At 69.3% G+C, this 26208-nt stretch carries 25 protein-coding genes and 1 pseudogene; 13 read left to right on the forward strand and 13 right to left on the reverse strand.

What is annotated here, in order from left to right:
* Positions 1-305: 305 nt before the first annotated feature.
* From ACWCRA_RS13500 to ACWCRA_RS13510, 3 genes and pseudogenes are all read right to left on the reverse strand, one after another.
* Positions 306-452: pseudogene (locus tag ACWCRA_RS13500) on the reverse strand (two-component sensor histidine kinase); the annotation flags it as partial.
* 393 nt (positions 453-845) lie between these two features.
* Complete coding sequence (locus ACWCRA_RS13505; protein WP_451067561.1) at positions 846-1166, reverse strand: NIPSNAP family protein; 321 nt, start codon at positions 1164-1166, stop codon at positions 846-848.
* Between the two features lie 157 nt (positions 1167-1323).
* Positions 1324-2277 (reverse strand): NADP-dependent oxidoreductase, encoded by a 954-nt coding sequence (locus tag ACWCRA_RS13510; protein ID WP_451067701.1) that lies wholly within the window; start codon positions 2275-2277, stop codon positions 1324-1326.
* Between the two features lie 142 nt (positions 2278-2419).
* Here ACWCRA_RS13510 and ACWCRA_RS13515 point away from each other — a divergent pair, with 142 nt between their 5' ends.
* Positions 2420-2815: a winged helix-turn-helix transcriptional regulator gene (locus ACWCRA_RS13515; protein WP_451067562.1), complete on the forward strand. Its 396-nt coding sequence runs from the start codon at positions 2420-2422 to the stop codon at positions 2813-2815.
* Between the two features lie 524 nt (positions 2816-3339).
* Here the strand turns inward: ACWCRA_RS13515 and ACWCRA_RS13520 are convergent.
* The 3 genes from ACWCRA_RS13520 to ACWCRA_RS13530 all read right to left on the reverse strand — a co-directional run bounded on the left by ACWCRA_RS13520 (position 3340) and on the right by ACWCRA_RS13530 (position 7263).
* Entirely contained in the window at positions 3340-4845 is a 1506-nt protein-coding gene (locus ACWCRA_RS13520) for an alpha/beta hydrolase (RefSeq protein ID WP_451067563.1), read from the reverse strand.
* Between the two features lie 287 nt (positions 4846-5132).
* Positions 5133-6227 (reverse strand): winged helix DNA-binding domain-containing protein, encoded by a 1095-nt coding sequence (locus ACWCRA_RS13525; protein WP_451067564.1) that lies wholly within the window; start codon positions 6225-6227, stop codon positions 5133-5135.
* 4 nt (positions 6228-6231) lie between these two features.
* Positions 6232-7263 (reverse strand): aldo/keto reductase, encoded by a 1032-nt coding sequence (locus tag ACWCRA_RS13530; RefSeq protein ID WP_451067565.1) that lies wholly within the window; start codon positions 7261-7263, stop codon positions 6232-6234.
* Between the two features lie 193 nt (positions 7264-7456).
* On the opposite strand from ACWCRA_RS13530, the gene ACWCRA_RS13535 reads away from it, so the two are divergent.
* Both ACWCRA_RS13535 and ACWCRA_RS13540 read left to right on the forward strand, forming a co-directional pair.
* Positions 7457-8107, forward strand: a complete 651-nt coding sequence (locus ACWCRA_RS13535; protein ID WP_451067566.1) for a helix-turn-helix transcriptional regulator — start codon at positions 7457-7459, stop codon at positions 8105-8107.
* A complete protein-coding gene (locus tag ACWCRA_RS13540) occupies positions 8053-8643 on the forward strand; it encodes a hypothetical protein (protein ID WP_451067567.1) in 591 nt (196 codons plus the stop codon). The genes ACWCRA_RS13535 and ACWCRA_RS13540 overlap by 55 nt, the downstream gene beginning before the upstream one ends.
* Positions 8644-8873: 230 nt before the next feature.
* Here the strand turns inward: ACWCRA_RS13540 and ACWCRA_RS13545 are convergent, their stop codons facing one another.
* Entirely contained in the window at positions 8874-9740 is an 867-nt protein-coding gene (locus ACWCRA_RS13545) for an alpha/beta fold hydrolase (RefSeq protein WP_451067568.1), read from the reverse strand.
* A 101-nt stretch (positions 9741-9841) separates the two neighbouring features.
* Here ACWCRA_RS13545 and ACWCRA_RS13550 point away from each other — a divergent pair, with 101 nt between their 5' ends.
* Positions 9842-10321: a CGNR zinc finger domain-containing protein gene (locus ACWCRA_RS13550; RefSeq protein WP_451067569.1), complete on the forward strand. Its 480-nt coding sequence runs from the start codon at positions 9842-9844 to the stop codon at positions 10319-10321.
* A gap of 306 nt (positions 10322-10627) precedes the next feature.
* Positions 10628-10852: a hypothetical protein gene (locus tag ACWCRA_RS13555; RefSeq protein ID WP_451067570.1), complete on the forward strand. Its 225-nt coding sequence runs from the start codon at positions 10628-10630 to the stop codon at positions 10850-10852.
* A gap of 44 nt (positions 10853-10896) precedes the next feature.
* Here the strand turns inward: ACWCRA_RS13555 and ACWCRA_RS13560 are convergent, their stop codons facing one another.
* Complete coding sequence (locus ACWCRA_RS13560; RefSeq protein ID WP_451067571.1) at positions 10897-11205, reverse strand: ArsR/SmtB family transcription factor; 309 nt, start codon at positions 11203-11205, stop codon at positions 10897-10899.
* 61 nt (positions 11206-11266) lie between these two features.
* Here ACWCRA_RS13560 and ACWCRA_RS13565 point away from each other — a divergent pair, with 61 nt between their 5' ends.
* The 6 genes from ACWCRA_RS13565 (at position 11267) to gcvPB (ending at position 20143) form a co-directional block, all read left to right on the forward strand.
* Positions 11267-12280, forward strand: coding sequence for a zinc-binding dehydrogenase (locus ACWCRA_RS13565; protein WP_451067572.1), 1014 nt, complete (start codon positions 11267-11269; stop codon positions 12278-12280).
* 553 nt (positions 12281-12833) lie between these two features.
* On the forward strand, positions 12834-13817 hold the full coding sequence (locus tag ACWCRA_RS13570; protein WP_451067573.1) for an MsnO8 family LLM class oxidoreductase: 984 nt from the start codon (positions 12834-12836) through the stop codon (positions 13815-13817).
* Between the two features lie 792 nt (positions 13818-14609).
* Entirely contained in the window at positions 14610-15554 is a 945-nt protein-coding gene (locus tag ACWCRA_RS13575; protein ID WP_451067574.1) for a LysR family transcriptional regulator, read from the forward strand.
* A gap of 340 nt (positions 15555-15894) precedes the next feature.
* Positions 15895-17115, forward strand: a complete 1221-nt coding sequence (locus ACWCRA_RS13580) for an ATP-NAD kinase family protein (protein ID WP_451067575.1) — start codon at positions 15895-15897, stop codon at positions 17113-17115.
* A gap of 65 nt (positions 17116-17180) precedes the next feature.
* Positions 17181-18584 carry an aminomethyl-transferring glycine dehydrogenase subunit GcvPA gene (gcvPA, locus tag ACWCRA_RS13585; RefSeq protein WP_451067576.1) on the forward strand — a complete coding sequence of 468 codons (1404 nt, stop codon included), beginning with the start codon at positions 17181-17183 and terminating at the stop codon, positions 18582-18584.
* Positions 18581-20143, forward strand: coding sequence for an aminomethyl-transferring glycine dehydrogenase subunit GcvPB (gene gcvPB / locus ACWCRA_RS13590; RefSeq protein WP_451067577.1), 1563 nt, complete (start codon positions 18581-18583; stop codon positions 20141-20143). Before gcvPA ends, gcvPB begins: the two co-directional genes overlap by 4 nt.
* 809 nt (positions 20144-20952) lie before the next feature.
* On the opposite strand, the gene ACWCRA_RS13595 is transcribed toward gcvPB, so the two are convergent.
* Positions 20953-21363, reverse strand: a complete 411-nt coding sequence (locus tag ACWCRA_RS13595; RefSeq protein ID WP_451067578.1) for a RidA family protein — start codon at positions 21361-21363, stop codon at positions 20953-20955.
* Between the two features lie 76 nt (positions 21364-21439).
* Between ACWCRA_RS13595 and ACWCRA_RS13600 the strand changes: the two genes are divergently transcribed.
* A complete protein-coding gene (locus tag ACWCRA_RS13600) occupies positions 21440-21847 on the forward strand; it encodes a winged helix-turn-helix transcriptional regulator (RefSeq protein WP_451067579.1) in 408 nt (135 codons plus the stop codon).
* Positions 21848-22002: 155 nt separating this feature from the next.
* On the opposite strand, the gene ACWCRA_RS13605 is transcribed toward ACWCRA_RS13600, so the two are convergent.
* The 4 genes from ACWCRA_RS13605 to ACWCRA_RS13620 form a co-directional block, all read right to left on the reverse strand.
* Positions 22003-22257, reverse strand: a complete 255-nt coding sequence (locus tag ACWCRA_RS13605) for a hypothetical protein (protein ID WP_451067580.1) — start codon at positions 22255-22257, stop codon at positions 22003-22005.
* A gap of 243 nt (positions 22258-22500) precedes the next feature.
* The gene (locus tag ACWCRA_RS13610; protein ID WP_451067581.1) at positions 22501-23055 is read right to left on the reverse strand and encodes a GerMN domain-containing protein; all 555 of its coding nucleotides are present in this window, start codon (positions 23053-23055) and stop codon (positions 22501-22503) included.
* Positions 23052-24518, reverse strand: a complete 1467-nt coding sequence (locus ACWCRA_RS13615; RefSeq protein ID WP_451067582.1) for an ATP-binding protein — start codon at positions 24516-24518, stop codon at positions 23052-23054. Before ACWCRA_RS13615 ends, ACWCRA_RS13610 begins: the two co-directional genes overlap by 4 nt.
* Complete coding sequence (locus tag ACWCRA_RS13620) at positions 24515-25216, reverse strand: response regulator (protein ID WP_451067583.1); 702 nt, start codon at positions 25214-25216, stop codon at positions 24515-24517. Before ACWCRA_RS13620 ends, ACWCRA_RS13615 begins: the two co-directional genes overlap by 4 nt.
* A 148-nt stretch (positions 25217-25364) precedes the next feature.
* Here ACWCRA_RS13620 and ACWCRA_RS13625 point away from each other — a divergent pair, with 148 nt between their 5' ends.
* A complete protein-coding gene (locus tag ACWCRA_RS13625) occupies positions 25365-26195 on the forward strand; it encodes a polysaccharide deacetylase family protein (protein ID WP_451067584.1) in 831 nt (276 codons plus the stop codon).
* The last annotated feature ends 13 nt before the right edge of the window (positions 26196-26208 follow it).

Consider the following 26208-nt stretch of genomic DNA (forward strand, 5'->3'; position numbering starts at 1 on the left):
CGGGCCGGACTGAGGCTGGAGCGCGCAGCATCGGCCGAGGAGGTGGTGCCCGAGCTGGGATGTGAGGGGGTCGTGCAGATCGCGTTCTTCTCACGCAGCCGGCGCTCAGGGCCCGGGCCGTGAGCTCCCGGTCGTGGTCGTCGCTTTCCTTTCCCTTGGGCCGTTGCGGGTGATGGGCGGGAGATGAGGGCGGGTCGCCCGGCTTGCCTGCCAGCCCGTGGAAGGTGGAGAGCGCCAGGAGGTGAGGCCGCACACGCACGTGACTCAGGCGGAGAGGAGCCGTGCAACTGATGCGAAGGACGTAATCAGCTGCGGCGGTCCGGGAGGCGGAGCCGGACCTGCCAGCCGCCGTCTTCGGATGGTCCCGACTCCAGGCTTCCGCCGAGCAGTTCGGCGCGCTCGCGGAGGCCGTTGAGGCCATGGTGCGCGCCGGGCAGCGAGAGGGCGGGGCGGGGGTTCGTTGGTGATTTCGACCTGAGTAGACCCGACATCGACTTCACCGCCATGGCCGCGGCATGGGCGTCCCCGCGTCCGGGGCTGCGAGCACAACGGAACTGGCCGAACAGTTCTCCGCCGCGCTGACCACACCCGGATCGCACCTCATCGAAGCGATCCTCCCGTCGGCCTGAAGCCGTCCGGAACCGAGGCTGTCAAAGACGTCTCATCGGCAGCAGCTGCCCACCTCCCTTGCCGCTTCGTGAGACGAGGCTTCGGACGGACACTCGCTCAGGACGGCACCACGACGCACCTCGCCATGGCCCTGAGGCGGGTGACCGGCGGAGTGGCAGGGATCTCGACCGGGTTGCGCTGTGCACCTGAACCGTCTCCCGTGTGGGTGGGATCCTTCACCGGAGCGGGGACTGCGGTGTAGGTGCCACACGGGTGACCACGGACTCTTCCGGGATCAGCAGGTCGTCGACGACCGGGCTGATCTCTTCCTGCCAGCGTTCGCTCTGGTAGACGGCGGCGTACAGCTCCTCACGCTGTGCCTCGTCGCCGAAGCGGCGGATCCAGACGTATCCGTCCTGGTCCTCTTCGTCGATGAAGGACGCGGTGACCGTCATCCCCATCGACGTCTGGAAGGGGATGACGACGTCTTCCATGTAGCGGACCCACTCAGCCCGGCGTCCGGGCCTGGTCTGGTAGCGCCGAAGCTCGTAGAACACGGTGAACTCCCTCAAGTCGTGGAATCGGTGAAGGTGACGGTCGCCGACTGCGGGCGGGTGCAGCCCTCGGCGGCGCCCTTTTGCGCGGATCGGGGCCGGGTCCGAGGTGACGCTGGGGCCGGGCCCGTGCCGGGGACCAACGGCAGCCGGGCGAGGATCAGGTAGAGACGCGCAGCACGAGCTTGCCCCGGGTGCGGTCGCGCTGGCCGCGGGTGTGGGCCTGGGCGGCCTGCTCCAGCGGGAATGCCTCCTCGACCTCCACGCTGACCTCGCCGGCGTCGATCAGTTCGGCGATGCGGGTGAGGGCCGGGCCGTCGGGCTCGACGAGGAACGGGCTGGTGCGCAGCCCCCGCGACTGCGCCGCTTGGAGGAGTTCGGGTGAGACGCCCGCGGGGATCGCGACGATCAGTCCGCCGGGGCGCAGCACGTCGAGCGAGCGGGTGCTGGTGTTGTCGTGCGTGTCGCCCACGAGGTCGATGACGGTGTCGATGTCCTTGACGTGCTCCTCGAAGCGGACGGCGGTGTAGTCGATGAGTTCGTCGGCGCCGAGTGCGGTGAGCCAGGCGTGGCGCGGGCCGCTGGCGGTGCCGGTGACGTGGGCGCCCAGGTGCTTGGCGAACTGGACGGCGAAGTGTCCGACACCTCCGGCGGCGGCGTGGATCAGTACCCGCTGGCCGGGGCGGACGTGGGCGGTGTCCACCAAGGCCTGCCAGGCGGTGAGAGCGGCCAGCGGTACGGCGGCGGCCTGCTCGTGGCCGATGCTCGCGGGCTTCCGGGCGAACTGGCGGGCCGGGGCGGTGACGTACTCGGCGTAGCCGCCGGCCGCGCGGGGGAACCACGGCATCCCGTACACCTCGTCGCCGGGCTTGAGCGTGGTCACGCCGAAGCCGGTCTCCTCCACGACACCGGAGACGTCCCAGCCCAGGGTGAACGGCGGCTCGCCAAGCACTCCGGCCATCCCGCCGCCGCTCCGGGTCTTCCAGTCGACCGGGTTGATCCCGGCGGCGTGCACCCGGACCAGGACCTCGGTCGGCAGCGGCACGGGCCGCTGCACCTCACGCACCCGCAGGACATCCGGGCCGCCGAAGGCATGCTGCACCACCGCGCGCATCGTAGACATATGCCAACTCCCAGAAAATATGCCGAAAGGCCGCGTACCGACCCCCGATCCAGTGGGTTGACCGTATGCCCGGGGAGGTGGTTACCATCAAGGGAATCTACTTCCCATGGGGAAGCATGCAGCTTGGAGCGTTGTGACCACCCTTTGCCTGACCGGACAGCACGACCATCACGACGTGTACGCGGCCCAGTGCCCCTGCCGGGCCCTGCTGGACCTGCTGGCCAACAAGTGGTCAGCCCTGGCCATCGGAGCCCTTGAGGAAGGCCCACAACGCTTCGGCGCACTGCAGCGGCTCCTGCAAGGAGTCAGCCCCAAGGTGCTCACGCAGACCCTGCGGCGTCTGGAGGGCGCCGGGCTCGTCGACCGCACCGTCTATCCCGCGGTCCCCCTGCACGTCGAGTACAGCCTGACCACCCTCGGCCACAGCGCGGCCGTGCCCCTGCGTCTCCTGCGGACCTGGGTCGAGGAGCACATCGACAGCCTCGACAGCACCATGCAAGGGGTGCCGAGCTCGACGCCGTGCGCGTAGAACGGCAGCACCCTCTCGGTCGTCACTGCCTCCCGTATCCTCGCGGAGGCGACGGCACCGTTTGATCTCGGGCGTGCGAAGGCCGTCCTCGCCGGCCGCGCCGGGGCCTCGGGATAAGCCCGTTGTCCCCGTTGGCCCGTGGCCCGCTCCAGCTGATTCTCCCGGCCGGGCGGTCGGCCTACGCGGTCGCCGGGCTCGGAACCTCGTTGAGGTTCTCCCGTGGCCCATACCCCGCCCTCGCATCCCTGCGCAGAAGGCGAGCCCCCGGTGAGCCCGCAGGCCCCGGGATGCGCCCGAATTGGCGGCTGGTGTCGTGATCGACCGCGCACCGGTCCGGCTCCCGGTCACCTCAGAGCCACCGGGGGCCGTGTTGTCGAGGTCGGGGACGGGAACGACCGCGCCGGGGTGTTCCTCGCGGATTGCACTGGGCAACACGGGTATCTGCCCCCGGTTCCGCCGTGGCCCGAGGCCGGCATGGCGCGGGGCCCGTCAGCGTGCTGACGGGCCCCGCAGAGGTCTCCGGGTCAGCCGGTCTTTGCTGCGGGGCAGCTGACGGGCTTTGACGGAAGGGTGCCCTGCATGAGGTACTCGGTCACCGGCTCGTCCACGCACCTGTTGTTTGTCGACGCGTACTGCGTGTGCTGGTGGTCGTCGACGGATACCAGCACGCTGCCGAGCCGCTTGGCCATCGCCACGCCGCCTTCGTACGGGGTCTGGGAGTCCCTCTTCGCCTGGATCACCATGCCGCGGGGGTAGCCGTCACGCTCGATGTCGGTCAGGGCCTCGGGAGGTGCGAAGGAGCGGAAGGCAGGCGGCAGGGGGAGAGAGCCCATGGGGCCGAATCCGTAAGGGAGGCGGTCGCGGTTCTTCTTGACCTGCTCACGATAGGTTTCGGTGTCCTGCGGCCACTCGCCCTCGGCCAGGATCGTGTACGTGGCTGCTTCGATGACCTCACGCTCGGCTGCCGCCTTCGGGACGGGCGGAACCTTGCGGAACGACTGAATGCTACTGGCCGGCTTCAGTCCGGCCACGCGTTCCGCCATCTCCTGCCACTTGGCGACATCTTGAGCGTCGAAGCCCAGGAAGGCGTCGAAGGTGTTCCGGTCCCAGCCGCCGGCGGGATTCTCGGCAAGCCGGGACGACACCGCCTCCACCGTCGCCATGACCTCCGGGACCGACGGCCCCAGCCCGAACGTCTGGTCGCGCTCCGCCGCCCAGCCGGCCCATTCCTCGACGAAGCCCCGTGCCGCCTCCGCCTTCGATTTCATAGAGGTATAGCCGGTCTTGTCGGGGTGGACGGAGGAGTCGAGAACGCTCCGGTCGAGCCGGGAGGGGAACAGGCTTCCGTAGACGGTTCCGAGGTAGGTGCCGTAGGAGTACCCGACGTAGTTGATCCGCCGCTCGCCCAGAGCCGCGCGGATCACATTCATGTCCCGGGCGGTGTTGCGGGTGTTGAATTGTTTGCGGCGCTGTCCGTCCAGCTTGTCGCATGATTTCTCGAATTCCTTCGCCCAGGTCGCGAAGTGGTCGAAGTCCGCGTCGGACGGTCGCGATGTGATGTTGGGCAGGTCGAAGTTCTCACATCGCAGCGGTGCCGACTTCCCGATACCTCTGGGGTCGAACCCGATGAGGTCGTAGGCGGCGTTGAGCGGAGTGTCCTTGAACTGTTCCTTGGGTGCCGACTTGCCGTACCGGTTCGTCAGCCCCGACCCTCCTGGACCGCCCGGGTTGAAGAGCAGGACGCCTCGCCGCGCCTTGCTGTCCGCTGCCTTCTGACGGCTGATGGCCACGGATATGCGTTCGCCGCCCGGGCGGGAGTAGTCCAGGGGGACCTCAACGGAAGCGCACTCGACTTCCCGGTCGAACGAGCACGGGCTCCAGCCGATCTTCTGCTCGTAGAACGGACGAAGACTCCGGGATTGTTCCGGCGCCGCAGCGCCCGCGGGAATAACAGAACCGGCTGTCGCGCCCAGAATGCCGACACCAACGATGACGGTCCGCCTGAAACGGGATTTTCTTGAATTCACCATGCCCTACAGCACCTCAATGTGATCTCCGGTCTCCATTTCCGTTGGGACACTACAGCGGATCATGCCGACAAATATGACGAACCGTTGACCGTCCTCTGTTGAATCGATGACACGGTGGCCTGCCGAAAGAGCCCTCTCGCATAGAGCCGGCTTGAGAGGAGTTCCGTCAGTGGCGACCTGCGGATTCGCGGCTCTTCCGGGGGCGTTCACAGAACTCTCGCGCCTGGTCGATGACGGGAATCACGCGGCGTCCAGCCGCGGCACCTCTGCGGGCGGGGTGCCGCGGTTCAGGCGGGTTCGGTGACGTGGATGGTGTCGATGTCCTGGTCCATGAAGGTGGCCAGGTTCTGGCCCTCCGCCTCCAGTTCCCGGACTTCGGTGCGGGTGAGGGTGCGCAGGGGGCTGATCGTGAGGCGGCGGTCGCCGGTGGTCCAGGTGGCGGCGACGCGGCCGTCGATGAGGGCGGCGCGTTGTCCGGCGACGGAGAGGCCGAGGTGCGGGTCGTCGATGATGCGGCTGCGGTCCTGGTAGCCGAGGATCGCGTTGTCGAAGGCGGGCAGGAAGCGGACGGGCGCGGGGGTGTCGGCGGGTGGGCGGGGTGCGTCGGGCAGGTCGAGGAGGAGACGGCCGCGTTCGTCGCGGTGGGTGATGAGGTCGCCGCGGAGGGCTTTGACCGCGGCGGGCAGTCCGGCCAGGCCGCTCCAGGCGCGGATGTCCGCGGTGGTGGCGGGGCCGTAGGCGGCCAGATAGCGCAGGACGAGTCGCTGTCCGACCGGGTCGTCCGGGTCCGCGGGCAGAGGGGGGACGGGCTGGTGCAGCCAGGTGGACAGGGGGAGGTTGTGGACGCCCGCGGTCTTCTTCCACACTCCTCTGGGGGGCAGTTGGGCCATGGGGATGAGCGCGGCGACGAGGAGTTCGCCCAGCACCCGGCCGGGCGGTGTGGGCCAGCGGTCGCGGAGTGCGCCGACGAGTTCGCCCATGGTGCGTGGCCGGCCGTCGGCCATCACGGCCCGGCCCGCTGTGCTCAGTTCGTCCAGGTCGATGCCGGCGAGTTCGCTGCGGTAGGTGGACAGGACGCGTTGCCGCAGCATGGCGTCGTGGCGGGCGCGCCAGGCGAGCGCGTCGGTGGCGGTGACGAGGTGGACGGTGCGGCGCATGAGGTGGGTGCGCACCACCTGGCGGCAGGTGACCAGGTTGTCCAGGTCGGCCGGGGTGAAGGCCCTGACGCGCGACCACAGGCCGGTGAACGGTTCCTGCGGGGCCTGGGCCTGCAGTCCGGCCAGGTGGGACACGGCATCGAGGGCGGTGCGGTCCTCGCGTTCGAGGAGGTACTGGCGGGCGAGGGTGGCGCGGTTGAGGTCGCGCTGGGTCAGGACACTCATGGTCTCAGGCTGCCGCACGCTCGGGGCCGGGGCGGCGCCGCCGGCCGGTGTCGGTGAGGGAGGGGGGCTGGTAGGCCACGTCGAGCGGGCCGATGTCGGTGCCCGGCGGGACGATCTCGTCGATCCGGTCCAGGACGGCGTCGTCGAGCACGGTCGCCGCGCCGGCCAGCAGGTCGTCGAGCTGGTCGGGGGTGCGGGGGCCGATGATGGCCGAGGTGACGTCCGGGTGGGCGGTGGCGAAGGCCATGGCTAGGTGGGTGAGCGGCAGGCCGGCCTGTTCGGCGAGGGGGATCAGCTGCTCGACGGCGTCGAGCTTGCGGGGATCGGTCATGTGCCCGGGGACCCAGTGCATGCGGGCGTTGCTGCTCGGGGCGTCGTTCTTGCGGTAGCGGCCGGTGAGCAGGCCCATGGCCAGCGGGCTCCACACGAGCACGCCCATGCCGAAGCGGCGGGCGACGGGGAGGATCTCGCGCTCGATCGCCCGGTTGAGGATAGAGTAGGTGGGCTGTTCGGTGCGCAGCCGGTGCAGGCCCCGGCGTTCGCTGACCCAGTGGGCCTGCACGATGTCGCTCGCGGGGAGGTTGGAGGAGCCGATCGCGCGGACTTTCCCGGATCGGACCAGGTCGGTGAGGGCGGACAGCGTCTCTTCGATGTCGGTGTGGGGGTCGGGGTGGTGGATCTGGTAGAGGTCGATGTAGTCGGTGTTCAGGCGGCGCAGGGAGCCCTCGACCGCCTTCATGATCCAGCGGCGTGAGCTGCCGCGGTGAAGGGGCCCCTCGCCCATGGGGCCGTTGAACTTGGTCGCCAGGACCACGTCCTCGCGGCGGCCCTTGAGGGCACGGCCGAGGATCTGCTCGGTCTCGCTGTATCCGTAGACGTCTGCCGTATCAATGAAGTTGATGCCGCCGTCCAGGGCCCGGTGCACGATGCGGGTGCACGCGTCGTGATCCGGGTTGCCGTTCGGGCCGAACATCATGGTGCCCAGACAGTAGGCGCTGACTTCGATACCGGTCCGGCCGAGCTGACGCATGCGCATAAGAAGATCCGCTTCCCTGTGGGCCGACTGCCGTCGGCGGGGTGATGGCGAGGACGAGCGGGGCGGGCAGCCGTCGCGGGCCCGCCCCGGAGTGGGTCAGCCGTTGTAGGGGGCGGGGACGTCCAGAACCCAGGTCACGCTCTGCTCCAAGCGTGAAATGTGCCGGATGAGGCACATGCGATGGAAGGGCGGGATGCCCATCTCTGGGGTCTGTGAGAGAGCATGGCATCAGTACAGGACAGGTTGTGTCCTGTACTGGGCCCATGCTGGAGGTATACAGAAAGCGTCCTCGCGGCTCCTGGCCCTGCTCCAGGCACGACCGGAGTGGAGCGGAGACGACCTGGCCGGGCGACTGGAGGTCACCGTGCGCACCGTGCGCCGTGACATCGACCGCCTGCGCGCCCTTGGCTACCCGGTCGCCACGGATAAGGGCCCGGGCGGCGGATACCGTCTGCGCGTCCCGGATCGCAGCTGCCGCCGCTGCTCTTCGACGACGAGCAGGTCATCGCTCTGGCCGTCGCGCTGCGGAGCACCGCCCCGCCCCGCGATCGCGGAGGACGCCGACTGGGCGCTTGCGGCAGCGTATCGACGCCCTCCATGTCATCACCGTGGCCCGCCTGGTCCCGGCGTCCCACCGGCCCGGGTCCTGGATCTGCTCACCGCCGTGAGCGCCGCGATCCAGCGCCGCGAAGTACTGCGCCTGGACTACACCCCGTACCAGGGGGCCGTACTGCAGCGGCGCCGCATGGAGCCCCGTCACCTCGTGGCCAGCGCACCCACTGGTATCTGTTGGCCTGGGACCTCGACCGCGACGACTGGCGGATCTTCCGCACCGGCCGCATGACCCCGTGCACGCCGGCCGATCCGCGTTTCACCGTCCGCCGGCTGCCTGGCGGGGACGTCTCCGCGTTCGTCACCGGCCGGTTCCGGGGCTCCGGCGGAACCGGGGCCGCCTGGCCCTGCCAGGGCGAGGCCATCCTGGAGCTACCCGCATCAGAGGTCGTACCGCACACCGCCGACGGCATCGTGGAACCGCTCGGGCCCACCCGATGCCGCGTGATCACGGGATCCTGGTCCTGGACCGCCCTCGCTGTCGGCCTTGGCCGATTTGACGCGAACCTGCACGTCATCGGCCCCCGCGTCCCTCCGCGAAGCCTGCGCCGCACGCGCCCGCCGCTACGACCACCGAGCCCGGCCGGCCGGACGCACCCGACAGGTGACGGGACGGGACATCTTCACTCCGAATACTTGCAAGTGGCCCCCGCCGCTGGCTGTGAGCAAGCCGTATTCGCCGCTGCACCGAGCCTGTCTCCTCCAGGACCGGGTCCACCCGCTCGAACGGCACAACGGCCGTCAACTCGCCCAGATACCCCAGGGTGAACCGGCCCGCCGCCACGGCAATCGCACGGGTGACGGCGGCCAGGGGTCTGGCCGGACATGATGAAACAACAACGGAGCTCCTCGGATACACGCGGTCTTGTACGACTGCCTGTACCAACGAGCTCCGTCGCTCTATGTCAAGGATCGCCCGGCACTCCTCGCATGTACTGCGAAAACGCCAGCTGCCGGGCGTCGGGTCAGGGCACCCTTCTTTCAGCCCCGGCCCTGCTTCATGCCAGGACTCGCCCGAGGAAGCCGCGGAGGTAGCCGGCGACGACGTCCAGGTGGCTCTCCAGGAGGAAGTGGCCGCCGTTGATCAGGTGCACTTCCGCGTCCTTGGCGTCCCGGGCGAAGGCGCGGGCGCCTTCCGGACCGAAGATCTCGTCGTTGCGGCCCCAGACGGCGAGCACCGGGACCTCGCTGGTGCGGAGGAATTCGTGGAGCAGCGGGTAGAGCGGGCGGTTGTTCTGGTAGTCGCGGAACAGTGCGAGCTGGACTTCGTCGTTGCCCTCGCGGGAGACGAGGGCGACGTCGTGCTCCCAGGTGTCCGGGCTGACCCGGCTCGGGTCGGGCACGCCGTGGAGGTACTGCCAGCGGATGGCGTCGGGGCTCAGCGCGGCGCGGACGGCGGGTTCGGTGTCGGGGCCGGGGTTCGCCCCGTAGACCCAGAGGCCGTCCCAGAACGACTCGACGAAACCGTCCTCGTAGCCGTTGCCGTTCTGGGTGACAACGGCGGAGATCCGCTCGGGGTGCTTGAGCGCCAGGCGCCACCCGATGGGGGCGCCGTAGTCCTGGACATAGAGGGCGTAGCGGTCCAGGCCCAGCTGGTCGAGCAGTCCGGAGGTGATGTCGGCGAGGGCGTCGAAGGTGTAGTCGAACTCGGTCGCGAGGGGGGCGTCGGAGTGGCCGAAGCCGAGGTGGTCCGGCGCGATGACGTGGTACTTGTCGGCGAGCAGCGGGATGAGTTCGCGGAACATGAACGAGCTGGTCGGGTAGCCGTGCAGCAGGACGATCGCGGGAGCGTCGGCGGGGCCGGCCTCGCGGTAGAAGATCCGGTGGCCGTCGACCGTGGCGGTCCGGTGGTGCACCGAGCCCATATCTAACCCCTTTGTTGATTCAATCTGGTTATGTTCGCCATGCAAGCATGAATGGTCTAACCTGTCAAGAAGCTCCAACTGGTTAGAGAGGGGAGTGCGTGATGGATGTGCTGCTGGACCTGCTCAACAGCAGGCCGCTGATCGATGGCGAGGAGCGGGACGCGCTCGGCGACCCGGCCGAAGGCAGGCGCTGGGCGCGGGAGCACGGTGGCGACGGCAGCCTCGCGGAACTGGCGCTGCTGCGCGAGGCGCGGGACATGCTGCGGGACGTGGTGTGCGGAGAAAGCCCGCCCGGTGCGCTGGGCCCGCTGCTCGAAGGGGTCCACCAGACCCCGGAGATCACTGCGGACGGCCTCCGGTGGACGGTCGGGACTCCCCCGCACGCCCGGCTGGCCGTCGAGACGGTCCTCGCCTGGGCCGCCGCCGAGGAGCGGATGCCGGGCCGGCTGCGCCCCTGCGCCAACACCGGGTGCCGGCTCTTCCTGCTGGACCGCAGCCGTGCCAACCGCGCCCGCTGGTGTTCGATGGCCGTCTGCGGCAACCGCGAGAAGGCGCGCCGCCACTATGAGCGCACCCGCTGACCCGCCCCGGGGCCCGGTGGGGGCGGAGCGAGACCTCCGGCCCGCCGTCAGCCCTCTCTTTCAGATTGGGAACATTTGCGCGATACCGCGCGCGGGTTGCCCTGCGCCTCCCCGAGTTCTCGACCTCGTGACCAGGGGTTCCCTCTCCGAGGTGGCCCGGGTTGCCGCCGGCTGCCGTACAGGGCCTGCGCGGTGCCCGGCCGCCGGCCACGGCTGAAGCATGGGAGCAGTTCGAGACCGACGCACTGGCGGGGCTCATGCCGGCGCGGGCCTCGGCAGGACTGACGGGCGGCATGATCCGTGGGGATGCCGGGCACCTGGAGCAGATGCGGCCTTGGCAGGCCGCCGCGAGAGGGGGAGCTGCCCGACGTCGACGCGCGCTTCGGGAAGGTGCTGCGGGCTTCGCCGGGCGGCACCCGGCTGGGGCGCTCCCGGGCGCCGGCTGCGCGCTCCCTGCTCCTGGAGCCGTGGCGCAAGGCCGACGAGGCGAACCGGCCGCGCGACCCGGAGGGCGAGGTGCTTCGGACGTGAACTGTGATCGTTCACAGCTCATGATCCACTTTTGATGCGCGGGCCTAGAAGACGTCGCGCAGCGTTTTCAGGAGGCGGGCGATGTTCTCTTCGTCGCGGCGGTAGTAGGTCCACTTGCCTCGCCGGGTGGCGATCACCAGCCCTGCCTGCCGCAGCATCGCGAGGTACTGCGAGGTGGTTGACTGCCCCAGACCCGCACGTCGCTGAATGTCGGTCACGCAGACGCCGATCTCGACGTCGTCGGGCTCCTGTCCGGGGAAGCTCATCGGCTCCTTGAGCCACACCAGGATCTGGCGGCGGGCCGGGTTGGACAGGGCCCGGAACACAGCCAGCAACTCCGCCTCCGAGAACACGCGCTCATCCTAGCCCAGTCATATATTGACGATTCGCGATATGACGATTTAAGGTCGCCGTATGTCTACTTCGATGCGTGTGATGGAACTAGTCCGCTTCGGTGGCGCGGAAGACGCGTTCGCCGCCCGAGAGCTGCCAAGGCCTACTCCGGGTCCCAGTCAGGTGTTGGTGCGCGTGATGGCCACATCCGTGAACCCCCTCGACTTCCAGACCCGGCGCGGCGACTACCGCGACCAGGTGGCGCTGCCCGCGGTGATCGGCAACGACGTGTCCGGCGTCGTGGTCGGGACCGGCCCCGGGGCCGACGACTTCCAGCCGGGTGACGAGGTCTGGTACATAGCGCCGCCCTTCGCCGGGCCCGGCTCCTATGCCGAGTTCCACGTGGTCGACCAGGCCCTGGTCGCCCGCAAGCCCGCACGGCTGTCGCATGTCGAGGCCGCCGGTCTCGGGGTCGTGGGCGTGACGGTGTGGGAGGCGCTGGTCGAACGCGCCGCGGTGCGGGCCGGGGAACGGGTCCTGGTGCACGGCGGCGCGGGCGGAGTCGGCTCCGCCGCCATCCAGGTCGCCAGCGCGATCGGGGCCGAGGTGGTGACCACTGCTCGGGCGCGGGACCACGCGTTCGTCAAGGAACTGGGAGCCGACCACGCGATCGACTTCTCGACCGGGGACTACGTGCCGCAGGTCCGCGCGCTGGGCGGAGTCGACGTCGTCCTGGACACGGTCGGCGGGGACACCCTCACCCGCAGCCCTGAGGTCCTCACCGACCGGGGCCGCGTGGTGTCCATCGTCGACATCCCGGAACCGCAGAACCTGCTCGCCGCGTGGGGCGTGAACGCGACCTACCACTTCCTCTTCGCCAGCCCCGGCCGGGCGAAGTTCGAAGCCCTCGGCCGCCTGGTCGACCAGGGCAGACTCCGGCCGGTGATCGGCACCGTGCTCCCACTGGCCGACATCGCACAGGCCCACGCGCTGCTGGAAGGCGGCTCCACCGGCACAGGCCGCCGACGCCCCCGCGGCAAGATCGCCATCGCCGTGCAGCCCCTCGACGAGCCATCGCACCAGACGACGCCGTAGCGCTGAGAAACCGGCAGCCGCCCCGGGGCGGCTGCCGGTTTCTGGTGCGGATGACCACCGCCTCGCGTGCAAGGCCCCATGATCCGAGCCCGTCTCCCTGCGCAGAGAACCAGCGAGGGCAGAATCCGCACGGAGAGTCATGGCAAGCCGGATCGCTGAGCGCGATGTCAGGAATGGCAGTCGTCGGTGTGGAGGCAACCTGCCAGGGCCTCGGCACAGCTGGAGCAGGGGCGTAAATACGCCCGCGCACCGCACAGGGTGCGATTCGCCGACCGTTCCATGATGGCGGCAGACGGCCATTCGCCGTTGAACGCTGAAAGACGACCTGCGTGAAGTAGTCCATGCCTGCGTCACTGGAGGTAGCTGCCGTTCAGGTCTTCGCCGGATCGGGATCCCTTTTCCATGAGGCCCTCAACGTCGGAAAGGGTGAACACGGTGGCGCGCGCCGGCGTGACCCGTCCGACGCCAGCCGGACTTCAGCGCTGCTGGTGCGCTGTGTCCAGTTGCCCGCCCGCGCCTTCATACCGCGGCTCACCACAGAGAGATTTCGATCATGACCATCGCACTGTCCGCTCTGGATCTTGTGATCGCGGAGTCGAACCGGACGGCCGCCGAGTCGCTCGAAGCGACCAGTCGAGCCGTGCTTCGATTGGACGAACTCGGCTACCGGCGAGTCTGGTTCGCCGAGCACCACGGGACCGAACTGTCGGCGAGCGTGGTGCCGGCGGTTCTGATGGCGCACTTCGCGGCACTGACACGGCGTATCCGGCTGGGGTCCGGTGGCGTCCTGGCGCCCAACCACGCGCCGCTGGCGGTCGCGGAGCAGTTCGGCACCCTGGCAACCCTGCATCCGGACCGCATGGACATGGGCATCGGCCGCGGGCCGGGCACGTTCGACCAGTCGATCGTGCGGGCGTTGCGCCGGGGCGGCGAGCCGACCACGGGCGAGGAGTACGCCGAGGACGTTGCCGCGATCCTGCGCTACCTCTCGGGCGAAGGCGGAGTGCGACTGCTGGCCGGCTGGCAACCGGACGCTGGCGGAGCCCGCCCGTGGCTGCTGGCATCCAGCCCGGCCAGCGCGGAGCTGGCGGCCCGGCTGGGACTGCCGATCGCGCTGGCGCACCACATCCGGCCGGACCAGAGCGTCGCCACAGCGGAGCGCTACCGAGAACGGTTCACACCGTCGCGGTGGGCGGACCGGCCCTACGTCATGGCCGCGGTCGAAACAGTCGTAGCCGACACGGACGAGGAGGCCGCACGCCTGGCACGCCCGACCGACGTCGCGAGGTCCAAACTGACCTCGGCGGCGCTGCTCTCCCCGGAAGAAGCGGCCTTGTACGAGATCCCGGAGGAGGTACGTGGCGCTGTGGAGGCGATCGGCGCAGCGCAGGCGCGCGGCTCGGTGGCGACGGTGCGCCGCCGGTTCACGGAGATCGTGCGGCAGACCGGCGCGGACGAGCTGATGCTCTACGCCTCCGTGTACGACGCCGACGCACGGATCCGCTGCTACGAGCTGGCCGCGCAAGCCGTCGAATAGAAAGCGGGGCGGAACCGCTCGCCCGTCACCACTCCGTGTGCACGACCCCGAACACGGCCGGACGGCCCAAATCCCCGGCGGCACAACTCTCGCAAGCGACGGTCCCCAGAAGAAGCCGCACCTCGCCGGAGAGCGAACCGCCCAGGCCCCGTACGAGCAGTGGGACGAGGAGCATCAGCAATCCGCCGCCGATCACTTCGGCGAGCGCACGCCACACTCCTCTTCCCCGGCTCTTTTCTCGTCGGCGACGGCTTCGTTCGTACGCGCACACCTGCGGTCCAGCGGCGGCACACTCAGCACGCGTGGCGCCACCACCGAGACCCGCGCCACTGGCCAGGCCCGCGACCAACCCTGCCGGAACCGGCTTCGGCCAAGGCGTCCTTGTCCATGAGCGGTCCCTGGGGAGGGAAGTGGGCCGGCGGTTTGCCGCTGCTCCAACGTCCCACGGCCCCGCCGCCGACAACGGGCACGTCCGGTCGGGTCAGCACCTTCGCCGCGCGTTCTGACGGGGAGCAGGCCACTGCTGATGTTCGGCGCATGTCGAACGGGCGGGCAGGGATGCCGAGGTCTGACGTGAAATGAGCGGATCGTGGGTGCCCCCAGCCTTGGGCGGGCCGTGCATGGTCTTCGGGAAGTGGGTGCCGGGATCGGCTGCCCGCCGGCGCCTGGTCTTCTGGTCGGGCATGGTCTGATCGGCTCTTCGTGCTCACATCAGGCCTTGGCCCTACCAGGGACGGCAGCGCCCGTGGTCGAGGCGGCCAGCCGCCACGGCGGTCCCGTACCTTTGAGCGTGTGGACGTCAACACGCGCCGGTTGTGGCACTTTGCGACCCTCGCCGACGAGCTTCACTTCACGCGCGCGGCCGCGATCCTCCGCATCTCGCAGCAGGGCCTCAGCCGCAGCATCGCCGAGCTGGAGGAGCAGGTCGGCGTCCCGCTGCTGATGCGCACCACACGATCGGTCGCCCTCACCGAAGCGGGAGAGCTCTTTCTCCGTGGCGTGCGCACGGCGCTGACAGCTCTGGAGGAGGGGGCGGCGGCCGCCCGCGCAACCTGTCCCCACCCCGAGGTATCACTCAGGGTGGGTTTCAGCGTCTCCTCGCTGCTGGAGCTGGACGCCCCGATGCTTCGCGGCTTCCGTGCTCGCTACCCCTCGGTCACCCTCGAACTGGAGACCTTTCAGTGGAGCGACCCCTCCTGCGGCTTGTGCTCCGGCGCGACGGACATCGCTTTCATCCGTTTGCCGGTCGAGTGCCCCGACCTCCACGTGGAGCCGATGTTCGTCGAGCCCCGGGCCGTCGGCGTCGAGCGGAGCCATCCGCTGGCCGCCGCTCAAGCCGTGACGCTGAGCGACCTCGTCGACGAGCAGATCCTCGCCCCCCGCACCGACGACAGGACATGGTCCCGGTTCTGGACTCTGCGCGACACCGGGCTGGATGAGGGCTCGCTCCCGCGGATCGGCCCTGTGGTCGGGTCGATGGAGGGGGAACTGGAGAAGGTCGGGTCCGGCGAGGCGATCACCATCACGGCGATCAGCATGTCCAGATTCGCTCCCCGTCCGTCGATCGTGTACCGGCCGATCACCGACGTGCCCGGCTCGGAGCTGGTACTCGCGTGGCGAGGCCCGGCGACACCGCTGATCGAGGCGTTCCGTGCCACAGCGGTCGAGGTGCGTGACCGGGAGAAGGATCTGGTGTCGAGGATCGAGACGGCGACCGGCAGGCCCTACGAGTTCTGAGGCCGCCCCTCGGCCTCTCTGCAGGGCGAGCCCACCCCGTGACACGTGCGGCACGATCGTCCCGCCGTGCCCTCTCGCGAGACGATTAACAACCTGGCAGCGTGAATACCAGCAGAGATCTTGTTTCACTTCGTCGCCCGACAGTGGTTGGCTTTCTGGAGAAGAACCGGCCGGCACAGCGTCGCTGAGCAGCCGCTTTTTCTTCCCGCGCCGCTCACAGGTCTGCCGTCCGCAGACCCCCCACCAACCATCCTCACGCCGGTGGGTCTCGCGCTGCCCCGACCCCGCCCCGCGGCCTGTGCCCCAGGGGCACCTTCGATCCAGGAACAGGAGTCACCCGATGTCGGATCACCGGGATCCCGAGCATCCTTCGGCCGGCACCGTCCACACCCGGACCCCGCGGCGCGGACGCCTGACCCCCCACGGGCAAAAGGGGGCAGGGGCTGTCAGGAAGCTGGGCCTGATCGTCAACCCGCTCGCCGGCATGGGCGGCAGTGTGGGGCTCAAAGGGACCGACGGACCGGAGATCTTGGAAGAGGCGAGGCGCCGGGGTGCCCGACCGCTCTCGGGTGAACGTGCCGCCCGCGCGCTCATCCGGCTCGCCGCCGCCTCGAAGGGCCCGTTCGAGGTCGTGACCGGCTCCGGAGACCTGGGCGAGCACAGTGCGCTGGCCGCGGGGCTGCGGCCGGTCGTCGTGCACCGCACAGGACCCGGCGGCAGTGGGCCCGAAGACACCAAGGCGGTCGCCGAAACCCTGCTGTCCGAGGTCGACCTGCTCCTGTTCGCGGGCGGCGACGGCACGGCACGTGACATCGTCGGCGCGGTTGGTGACCGTGTGCCCGTGCTCGGCATCCCGGCCGGTGTGAAGATGCACTCGGCGGTGTTCGGCGCCAGCCCCGACAGTGCGGGCAGCCTCGCCGCGCTGTTCCTCGACGGCAGCCCCACGGCCCGGCTGCGGGACGCCGAGGTGATGGACCTCGACGAGACCGCGTTCCGTGAGGACCGGCTTTCGGCATGCCTTTACGGCTATGCCCTCAGTCCCTACGAGCGTCATCTGGCCCAGAACGCCAAAGCGGGTTCCCCTGCCATCGACGCCGCGGTGGAGGCGGCCTGCCGGCGCCTCGCGGCGGGGATGCGTGAGGGGGTCCTGTACATCGTGGGTCCCGGCACCACGATGCGACGCGTCATGGACGCGCTGGGGCTGCCCTCCACGCTCCTGGGTGTCGACGCCGTTCTGAACGGCGCGCTCGTCGGATCCGATCTCGATGAGCGTGCGCTGCTCGGCCTCATGGAGGGACGGCCGACCCGCATCGTGGTCGGCGTCCTGGGCGGTCAGGGCTACCTCTTCGGACGCGGCAACCAGCAGATCAGCGCGGACGTCATCCGCAAGGTCGGCCGCGACGGCATCGATGTGATCGCGCCGATGGACAAACTCGTCGCCCTGGAGGCGGGAAGCCTGCGCGTCGACACGGGCGATGCCGAGGTCGACGCGCTGCTCAGCGGCTATCTGCGGCTTCACACCGGACCGGACCGCAGCGTCCTCTTCGCGGTGCGCTCCTGACCGGCCGGCCCGGCACACGAGGGACTTGAACTTACCCGTCAAGCAAGTGAGAGAAGGAGAATCTGGTGAAGGAGCACGTGGCACACCGGTACATGGCCAACTCCGTACCGGCCATCAAGAAGGAGATGCTGGACTCGATCGGCGTCGGGTCCGTGGAGGAACTGTTCAGCCAGGTACCGGCCGAGCATCGCCTCTCCCGGCCACTCGATCTTCCCCCGGCACTGTCCGAGAGCGAGCTTCGGCGTCATCTCGTCGAGACCCTGGCCAAGAACCAGACCACCGAGCAGAACCTCAGCTTCCTCGGCGCGGGCACCTGGCAGCACCACGTGCCGGCGGCCGTCGACGAGGTGGTGCGCCGCAACGAGTGGCTCACCTCGGTGTTCGGTGAACCGAGTTCCGACCATGGACGCAACCAGGCCTGGTTCGAGTTCTGCAGTCAGCTCGGCGAGCTCCTCAAGCTGGACCTGGTCGGCATGCCGGTCCGCAGCTGGGGGGTGGCCGCCGGGCACGCGATCCGCATGGCCTCGCGCATCACCGGACGGGACGAGGTGGCGGTGGTCCGCGCGATCGACCCGGAGCGGCTCTCGGTCATCCGCAACTACTGTGAACCGGTCGAGATGCCCAGCCACATCAAGGTCCGGCTCGTCGAGTTCGACCCGGAGACCGGCCTGATGGATCTCGACAGCCTGCGGCAGGTGGTCGGGGATCGAACGGCCGCGGTCTACTTCGAGACCCCCTCCTACCTCGGCGTGATCGAGCACCAGGGTGCGGAGATCGCCGCCATCGCACACGCCGCCGGCGCGGAGACGATCGTCGGCGTCGATCCGATCTCACTCGGTGTCCTCGCGTCGCCCGTGGACTACGGCGCCGACATCGTCATCGGCACCACTCAGCCGCTCGGCGTGCACATGAACACGGGCGGCGGAGTGGGCGGCTTCATCGCCACGCGCGACGAGGAGCGCTACGCCCACCAGTACCCGACGCTGTTCATCAGCATCACGGACACCGTTAAGGAGGGCGAGTACGGCTTCGGTCTCGCCCTGTTCGAGCAGACCTCATACGGGCTGCGGGAGAAGGGCAAGGACTGGACCGGCCACTCGGTCTACATGTGGGCCATCGCCAACGCCGCCTACATGGCGCTGATGGGGCCGGAGGGCTTCAAGGACGTGGGTGAACTGATCCTGCAGCGTGCCCACTATGCCGCGCGGCGCATCGACGCGATCGAGGGCGTCCGGGTGACGCACCCCACAGGCTTCTTCAAAGAGTTCGTCGTGGACTTCACCGGCACGGGACGCAGCGTCGCGGAGGTCAACCGGGCCTTGCGCGAGTACGGGATCTTCGGAGGCAAGGACCTCTCCCGCGACTTCCCCGAGTTCGGGCAGAGCGCTCTGTTCTGCGTCACCGAAGTGCACACCCAGGCCGACCTACTGCGTCTTGTCGACGCCCTCACGGAGGTAGTAGCAGCATGAGCGTCAAACTTCGCGAGTACCACGCCCCGGTGTGGAACGAACCGGTCATCCTCGAGATGGGCCATCCCGGCCGCCGCGGCCTCGCCGTACCCGAGGCCGAGGACGAGGTACGTGCCGAGGTGGGGGACGTCGCCGAACTGATTCCCGCGGCACTGCGCCGTCATGACCGGCCGGCGCTGCCCGAGGTCTCCGAGCCGGAGGTGCTTTACCACTACCTGCGGTTGTCCCAGCAGACCCTCGGCATGATGGGGGTCAGCCTCTTCGGCACCTGCACGATGAAGTACAACCCGCAGGTGAACGAGGCGATCGCATGGCGTCCCGAGGTCACCGAGGTACACCCCTATCAGGACGACGACACCATGCAGGGCACGCTTGAGCTCGTGCACAGGTTCGACGCCATCCTGCGGGAGCTGTCCGGCATGGACCAGTTCATCTTCCAGGCCGGCGGCGGTGCCGACGCCGCGTACACCAGTTGTGCTGTGACGCGCGCCTACCACGCGTCACGCGGAGAACTGGAGCAGCGGGACGAGATCATCACCACGATCCAGACCCACCCCTCGAGCGCGGCGACCGCCGCCGCGGCGGGCTTCAAGGTCATCACCCTGATGCTCGACGAGAACGGATACCCCTCCCTGGACGCCCTGAAGGCCGCGGTCTCCGACCGCACGGCCGCGCTCATGGTCAACAACCCCGACGACATGGGCGTGTACAACCCGGAGATGCGCGAGTGGGTCCGGATCGTGCACGACGCGGGCGGGCTCTGCTTCTACGACAGTGCCAACTTCAACGGCATGATGAGCAAGATCCGCGCCCGCGAGATCGGCTTCGACGCCTGCATGTTCATGCTCCACAAGACCTTCGGCGCCCCGAAGAGCGGGGTCGGAGGGCCGGCGGTCGGCGCCTACGGGTGCTCCGCGGAGCTGGCGCCCTTCGTTCCGACTCCGGTGGTCGCCCGTGACGGCGACCGGTACTACCTCGACCACGACCGGCCGCAGAGCTGTGGCAAGATCCGCGAGTTCTGGGGCAACGTGCCCGTCGTACTGAAGGCCTACGCCTGGATCCGCGCCATGGGGGCGGAGGGCGTGGCCGAGGCCTCCGACATCTCCGTTCTCGCCAACAACTACATGGAGAAGGGCCTGCTCGCCATTCGCGGCGTCACCCGTTCCCACCCCGACGCAACCAGCCCGCGCCTGGAGATGACGCGCTACAGCCTGGCGCAACTGAAGGAGGAGACCGGCGTGGGCGTCCACGATGTCGCGAACCGCATGACCGACTTCGGCATTGACGCCATGTTTACCAGCCATGAACCCTGGCTGATCCCGGAGCCGTTCACACCCGAGGCGGGTGAGATGTACGGCAAGGAGGCTCTCGACACCTGGATCGCGGTGCTCGCGCAGATTTCGGACGAGGCGTATTCCGATCCTGACATCGTCAAGAACGCGCCGCACAACCAGGCGGTCCACCGCCTTGATCAAGCGGCGATGGACGACCCGGCCCGGTGGGCCATGACCTGGCGTGCCCACCAGCGCAAGAAGGCGAGCGCCGGCTCCGAAAGCTGAGCGGATGACCGTCCCCGTCCGCCGCCCGAGTGGTGAACACCGTCGGGCGGCGGACGGGTTGACTGACGGGACTCCAGATCCGGCCCGACTTCAAGGGGCAGCGACCGTGGAGCAGCAGGGGTCGTCGGCAGGTTGGCCGCCACTTCGGCGCCTGACGGATCGGATCGATTGCGGACGCGACTGCCGTGTGGAGGCGGGCTGCGAACCCCCTCGGCGGGCCGGACAGTGTACCGGCGCGCTGGGCGGCCGCGGCAGCGGTCCTCATCACATCAGAGGTGGAAACGCCAGTGCCCGATGTCGCGGGGTCGGATGACCATCGCGCTCGCTGGTGAGGGCGAGTGGCTCCTCACCGTCGGCGTCCCGCCGCGGTCAGCCCGCCCCATCCGCATACCTCACGCACTACGGACGGCAACCAATACCTCGTCCGCAACGGTGGCTTCCAGAAAGCTCACCCACTGAGCCGAAGTCTCTATCGGCCATGGATGGACCGCAGCAGTTCAGACGGGTCGCCCGGCGGGCTGGCCAGATCGCTGCCAGGACGCGGTCACCGGTTTTCCTCACCACGGCCGCGTAGCCCCCCGAACGACCGCGCCTGCGCGGTACAGGCCGGCCGATCAGACCCTTCGGCGTTCCATGCGCCACAGCTCCTCACGGCGGTTGGTGCCGGTCCCGATCGGCGACCCGAAACCGTGGCGGGGGAGGCGGCCCCGGATGGATCGGTCACGGAGGTGTCCGACCCATCCAGCCTGCCGTCATCCCTTCACTCGGCTGCGAGGAGGCGAGTGAAGGGTGGCACGTGCCCGGGGTGATCAGTCCAGGATCGCGGTCGCCTCGACCTCGACGAGGACGTCCGGCTCGAAAAGGTACTCGACGCCGATGAGGGAGGCCGGGGCCATGGGGAGCCGGAGGCCGATCTCGTCGGCGACGGCCTCCACGCCCGTCATGAAGTCGCCGATCTTCTCCGGGCTCCACCGGGTCACGTAGAACGTCAGACGCAGTACGTCCGCGAACGACGCTCCCGCGCCCGACAGTCCGACGGCGGTGTTGCGCAGCGCCTGGGCGACCTGCCCGGCCAGATCGCCGGGCGCGACGGGGGTGCCGTCGGCCCGGCGGGCGACCTGGCCGCTCACGTGGACGTGCTTCGTCCCGGTGCCCACGGCGACGTGGTGATACGGGGCCGGCTGCAGCATGCCCTCCGGGGTGAAGTGCTGAACGGTCATGGATTCTCTCCTCCGAAGTAGGTATCTGTAAGCTACCTAGTGGCAGGAAGACACTTCAACGAGACCAGGTTTCGCCATGGATACCGACGACGAACTCCGTATCGACGCGCCGCACCGCGAACTGCTCGACCAGATCCTCGACAAGTGGTCGCTCAGTGTCCTGAACGAGCTCTGCGAACGCCCCTGCCGTTTCAACGAACTGCGCCGGGCGATCCCCCGGGTCACTCAGAAGTCGCTGACCGCGACGCTCCGGCGGCTCGAACGCAACGGCGTGATCGAGCGCGAGGTCGTCTCCACCCGCCCCGTGGCGGTCAGGTACCGGATCACCCCCCTCGGCAAGACCCTCCGCCACCCCGTCGATGTGCTGCTGGCCTGGGCCGCACAGAACATGCCCGCCATCGAACACGCCCGCGAAGGCTTCGATGCCCGGGAGGAGGAGGCCGGTCTCGGCGAGATATCCCGCAAGTCTCCCACCGCCCGGTGAAACCGCGACTCGGACAGCGAAGTCCTGCTGGAGCACCGGAGACGAATTCGCGAATCAGGTGAGCGAGAAGTCCCTCCGACCAGCAAGAATGAGGATTATCGAGGTCCTCCTTCCCGCCATCGCCGCCCAGACTGCGGCCTGCCGAGCGCACTCGGTTACTGGGGGGTAATGCGTCGGACCAGGGCCGGGGCCCATTCCGCATATTGCACTTCCGGCCCTCCGACGTGACGTGCGTACAGGTAGCGGCCGGCGGGGGCGGGCGTGGCAACCTCGGTGATCACGGTGCCGGCGGCGATCAGAGTTGCGATGAGATCGTCCAGGCCGGTGACGACGACCGTCGCGGAGCCATGCATGTGTTTCGCGCGCTCCTCCAGCGGGCCGGCGGGCAACAGGAGGTCACCGATGCCCACACTTTCCACCTCGCGTCCGTGAAACGGAGGTCGGGCGCCAGGCATGGGGGGCCTGATCCGCCTTGATGCCTTCCGGCAGGGCCGTCCTTGGCTCCGGCAGGGTCTTCACCGTGCCGGGGCCAAGGATGGCCTGAGTCTTCGCCCGCGTGGCAGGACTGAGCTGGACGGCATGCGCTCTGGGGCACAGTGGCCCCTGGGTGATCGTGACCGCAACGTGACGTAGGCAGGTGCTCGTGCGGGGTGTCACTTCACTGAGGTCGCGGTGCCGTTGGGGCCGCAGCGGACCGTCCACGGTTCCTCGGGACCAAGGTTGCTCTCGTGGATGCGGATGTGGACCTGCGTTGCCGGTCTGTCGCCCGGGACCTGGGCGTGGGCGGCGGTGCAGACGATCTGGCTGACGGCTGCGAAGTCGAGTTCGCCTGTGGCGACTTGGAGGGGGATGGAAATGTCGACGGTGCCGGTTGTCGTGGTAGCGGTGAGACGGCCGGCCGTAGGGGGGACTTGAGTGCTCAGACCGCGTTCACGTTCGGCGGCGGTGGGGCCTTTCAGGAGCAGGTCGAGAGCCTGTTGCGGGTTGAGCGGCCGCTCCGTGGGGCGGGTGACGGCGCGGACGCCGTAGGGGTCGGCGAAGTAGATGCGTACGGAGCTGCTTTCGGTGCCGGGCTGCGGGATGCCCGAGGCGGGCGCGCCCGCCCGCACTGGTCCGGCGGTGCTGATCCCACAGCCGGTAGCCACGGCGATGAGCAGGCTGGCAGCGCAGGTGCGGAGGGCGCGCCGTCCCCGGGGGTGGTGGGTCATCGCTGTTCCTGGGGGGAGTCGGCGAGCGGCAGGGTGAGGGTGAAGGCGGCTCCGTGGTCGCGGGTGTTGCCCGCGGTCAGGGTGCCGCCGTGCAGGAGGGCGTTCTCCTGGGCGATGGCCAGGCCGAGGCCGCTGCCCTCCGAGCGGGTGCGTGCCGCGTCGGCCTTGTAGAAGCGTTCGAAGACATGGGGAAGTATGTCGGCGGGGATGCCGGGGCCGTGATCGGTGACGGTGACGACCGCCTGGCCGTCCTTGACTCGGGCGGAGACGGTGACGGGGGGACTGCCGTGGCGCAGGGCGTTGCCGATGAGGTTGGCCAGGACGACATCGATACGGCGGGGGTCGGCGTGTACCGGGACCGGGGTCGGCAGGTCGGTGCCGATGCGCTCGTCGTCGTCCCAGCCGCGCAGCCGGAGGGTTTTGGTCACGATGGCCCGCAGGTCCAGGTCCTCCGCGTCCAGCGGGGCGGCCTTGGCGTCGAAACGGGACACCTCCATCAGGTCTTCGACCATCCGGGCGATCTTGTGGGTCTCCTCGCTGATCAGCCGGACGGCGTCGGCGGTGTCGGCGGGGAGGGCGTCGGACGCGGCGTCCTCGTCGAGTACTTCAGTGACGGCGATCATGGCCGCGAGGGGGGTGCGCAGTTCATGGGCGACGTCGGCGGCGAAACGGCGCGCGCCCGCTTCCATGCGGCGCAGCTCGGCGTCGTCCTTCTGCAGGGTTGCGGCCATGGTGTTGAAGGAGCGGGTCAGATCGGCGAGTTCGTCGTGCCCCTCGGCGTCGAGGCGGGTGTCGAATTTGCCCGCGGCGACGCGTTCGGCGCCGCTGCGCAGCCGTCGTACCGGGCGCAGCACGCTGCGGGCGGCGAACAGGGCCGGGATGACGGCGAGGACGAGTGAGGGTATCGCTCCGGTGCGGGCGGCGGTGACGAGAGCGTCGATGTCGGCCTGGTCGTCGTCGAGGGGGAAGGAGGCGTAGACGGTGAGTCCGGAGAGCCTGCCCGCGCCGCTGGACCGTGGAGCGTCGTAGGCGACGGGCATGCCGACGGTCAGCCAGGGGTGGCCGTCGCGTTGGGTGCGTTCGTATGCTGCCTGGCCGTTGTCCTGGACGGTTTCGCGCAGTCCCCGGGGAACAGGTGGTGCGCCAGGGGAGGCCGAGACGGGTTCGCCGCCCTGGTACGAGGCGGCGGAACGCCATTTCCGGGCGCCTCCGGCCCGGTCGAGCTGGAGCGTGAGGCCGCGCAGGGCCTTGCCGCTGGGCGGCATGGTCAGGTCGGGGGCGAGGGAGTCGAGCTGGGCGCGCAGGTCGGCGACGGCGGAGTTCTGGGTGCGCTCCAGGGTGGCCGAGCGGGCCTGGTGGAAGGTGAGGCCGGCGGTGAGCAGGGCGCCGAAGGCCGCGGCCAGGAGGAAGGCGGCGACGAACCGTACCCTCAGCCCCCTGGGAAGGGGGAACCGGGTGTTCATTCCACGGGTCCGAATCGGTAGCCGAAGCCGCGCACGGTCTGTATGTACACCGGCTGGCGCGGATGGTTCTCGATCTTGGCGCGCAGCCGCATCACGCAGGCGTCGACGAGTCGGACGTCCCCGTAGAAGGCGTACTCCCAGACCTGCTCCAAAAGCTGTTGCCGGGTGTGGACCTGGCCCGGGGTGGAGGTGAGGAACAGCAGCAGTTTGAGCTCGGAAGGAGCCAGGGTCAGTTCCGCGCAGTGTTTGGTCACGACCAGGGTGGTGCGGTCCACCGTGAGGTCGGCATAGTGCTCCACTCCTGCCGGGAGTACTGCCCCCTGGGCGTCCTGGCCGGGTGCGACCCGGCGCAGGACGGCCTTCATGCGGGCTTCGATGATCCCGCCGCTGGCCGGTTTGGTGATGTAGTCGTCGGCGCCCGCCTCCAGTCCGACGACCATGTCGATCTCGTCGCCCCGCGCGGAGAGGATGATGATCGGAACCTGCTTGCTCTCACGGATCCGGCGGCACACCTCCAGGCCGCTCATCTGCGGCAGCATCAGATCGAGCAGCACCAGATCGGGCCGGTAGCGCTCCAGGGCGAGGAGCCCGGTCTCGCCCCGGGCGGCGACCTCCACGTCGTGACCCCGGCGCCCGAGCGCGAGCGAGACGCCCTTCTGCACAGCGGGGTCGTCTTCGATGAGCAGGACTCGTGCCATGGGCGGTGCTCACTTCTCCATCTGCTCGGTCGGGGCGAGGGTGCGTATTCGACCAGGATGCTCGAAGGGTATGACGCTTTTCCCCGTACTTCATGATGAAACGATGACAACCGGTCGCTGCTGGTCAGTGACTGGTTCTGTCAGGGACATGAGCGACGACATACACAGCAGCCGGCGTGCCCGCACAGTCCGACGGACGGTGGTCACCACCGCCGCGGTCCTGGTTCTGGCAGGGACGGCCGCCGTCACCATGACGGTGGACTCGAACCACGACGCACCCAGCGGCCAGGCAGCGGGCCCAGGCGATGAGGCAGCCGGCGGCAAGGCGGCGGGCCCGGGCGCGGCTGCGGATCCCGCCCTGCCCACGCCCAGCGTGGACCCGGCCATCGTCCGGGAGTCCGAGGACACCGGGAAGACGGTGAACCTCACGCTCGACGACGGCCCCGACCCGCGCTGGACCCCCAAGGCACTGGAGCTGCTCAAACAGCACAAGGCCAAGGCTGTCTTCTGCCTGACCGGCCCGAACGCCGCCGCCCACCCCGACCTCGTCAAGAGGATCGTCGCCGAAGGCCACCGGCTGTGCGACCACGCGGTCAGCCACGACACCGCCATGGACAAGAAACCCGTCGCCTACCAGCAGAAGGAGATCCTCGACGCCAAAAAGATGATCGACCAGGCGTCCGGCGGAGCCCGCATCTGGTACTACCGCGCCCCCGGCGGCGCCTTCACCCCGAAGAGCCGCCAGATCGCGGCGGCACACGGAATGCGGAACCTCGGCTGGAACGTCGACCCCGGCGACTTCAACCAGCCCGGCACCGACACGATCGTCCGCGCGGTGAAGAACCAGCTCCCCAACGGGCCGACGGTTCTCCTGCACGACGGGGGCGGCAACCGCGCCCAGACGATCGAGGCCCTGGAACAGCTCCTCCCCTGGTTCACCGAGCAGGGCTACGCCTTCAGCTTCCCCCGGGCCACATGACACTCCCGCACCG

It is taken from the genome of Streptomyces sp. NPDC001889, from assembly GCF_053594535.1.

Coding starts and splice junctions, on each gene's coding strand:
- ACWCRA_RS13625 (WP_451067584.1), top strand. CDS start 25,365: ATGAGCGACGACATACACAGCAGCCGGCGTGCCCGCACAGTCCGACGG.
- ACWCRA_RS13525 (WP_451067564.1), bottom strand. CDS start 6,227: ATGAGTGTCCTGACCCAGCGCGACCTCAACCGCGCCACCCTCGCCCGC.
- ACWCRA_RS13550 (WP_451067569.1), top strand. CDS start 9,842: ATGGATGTGCTGCTGGACCTGCTCAACAGCAGGCCGCTGATCGATGGC.
- ACWCRA_RS13610 (WP_451067581.1), bottom strand. CDS start 23,055: ATGACCCACCACCCCCGGGGACGGCGCGCCCTCCGCACCTGCGCTGCC.
- ACWCRA_RS13565 (WP_451067572.1), top strand. CDS start 11,267: ATGTCTACTTCGATGCGTGTGATGGAACTAGTCCGCTTCGGTGGCGCG.
- ACWCRA_RS13555 (WP_451067570.1), top strand. CDS start 10,628: ATGCCGGGCACCTGGAGCAGATGCGGCCTTGGCAGGCCGCCGCGAGAG.
- ACWCRA_RS13570 (WP_451067573.1), top strand. CDS start 12,834: ATGACCATCGCACTGTCCGCTCTGGATCTTGTGATCGCGGAGTCGAAC.
- ACWCRA_RS13620 (WP_451067583.1), bottom strand. CDS start 25,216: ATGGCACGAGTCCTGCTCATCGAAGACGACCCCGCTGTGCAGAAGGGC.
- ACWCRA_RS13530 (WP_451067565.1), bottom strand. CDS start 7,263: ATGCGCATGCGTCAGCTCGGCCGGACCGGTATCGAAGTCAGCGCCTAC.
- ACWCRA_RS13600 (WP_451067579.1), top strand. CDS start 21,440: ATGGATACCGACGACGAACTCCGTATCGACGCGCCGCACCGCGAACTG.
- ACWCRA_RS13580 (WP_451067575.1), top strand. CDS start 15,895: ATGTCGGATCACCGGGATCCCGAGCATCCTTCGGCCGGCACCGTCCAC.
- gcvPB (WP_451067577.1), top strand. CDS start 18,581: ATGAGCGTCAAACTTCGCGAGTACCACGCCCCGGTGTGGAACGAACCG.
- ACWCRA_RS13510 (WP_451067701.1), bottom strand. CDS start 2,277: ATGCGCGCGGTGGTGCAGCATGCCTTCGGCGGCCCGGATGTCCTGCGG.
- ACWCRA_RS13615 (WP_451067582.1), bottom strand. CDS start 24,518: ATGAACACCCGGTTCCCCCTTCCCAGGGGGCTGAGGGTACGGTTCGTC.
- ACWCRA_RS13595 (WP_451067578.1), bottom strand. CDS start 21,363: ATGACCGTTCAGCACTTCACCCCGGAGGGCATGCTGCAGCCGGCCCCG.
- ACWCRA_RS13545 (WP_451067568.1), bottom strand. CDS start 9,740: ATGGGCTCGGTGCACCACCGGACCGCCACGGTCGACGGCCACCGGATC.
- ACWCRA_RS13535 (WP_451067566.1), top strand. CDS start 7,457: ATGCCCATCTCTGGGGTCTGTGAGAGAGCATGGCATCAGTACAGGACA.
- ACWCRA_RS13520 (WP_451067563.1), bottom strand. CDS start 4,845: ATGGTGAATTCAAGAAAATCCCGTTTCAGGCGGACCGTCATCGTTGGT.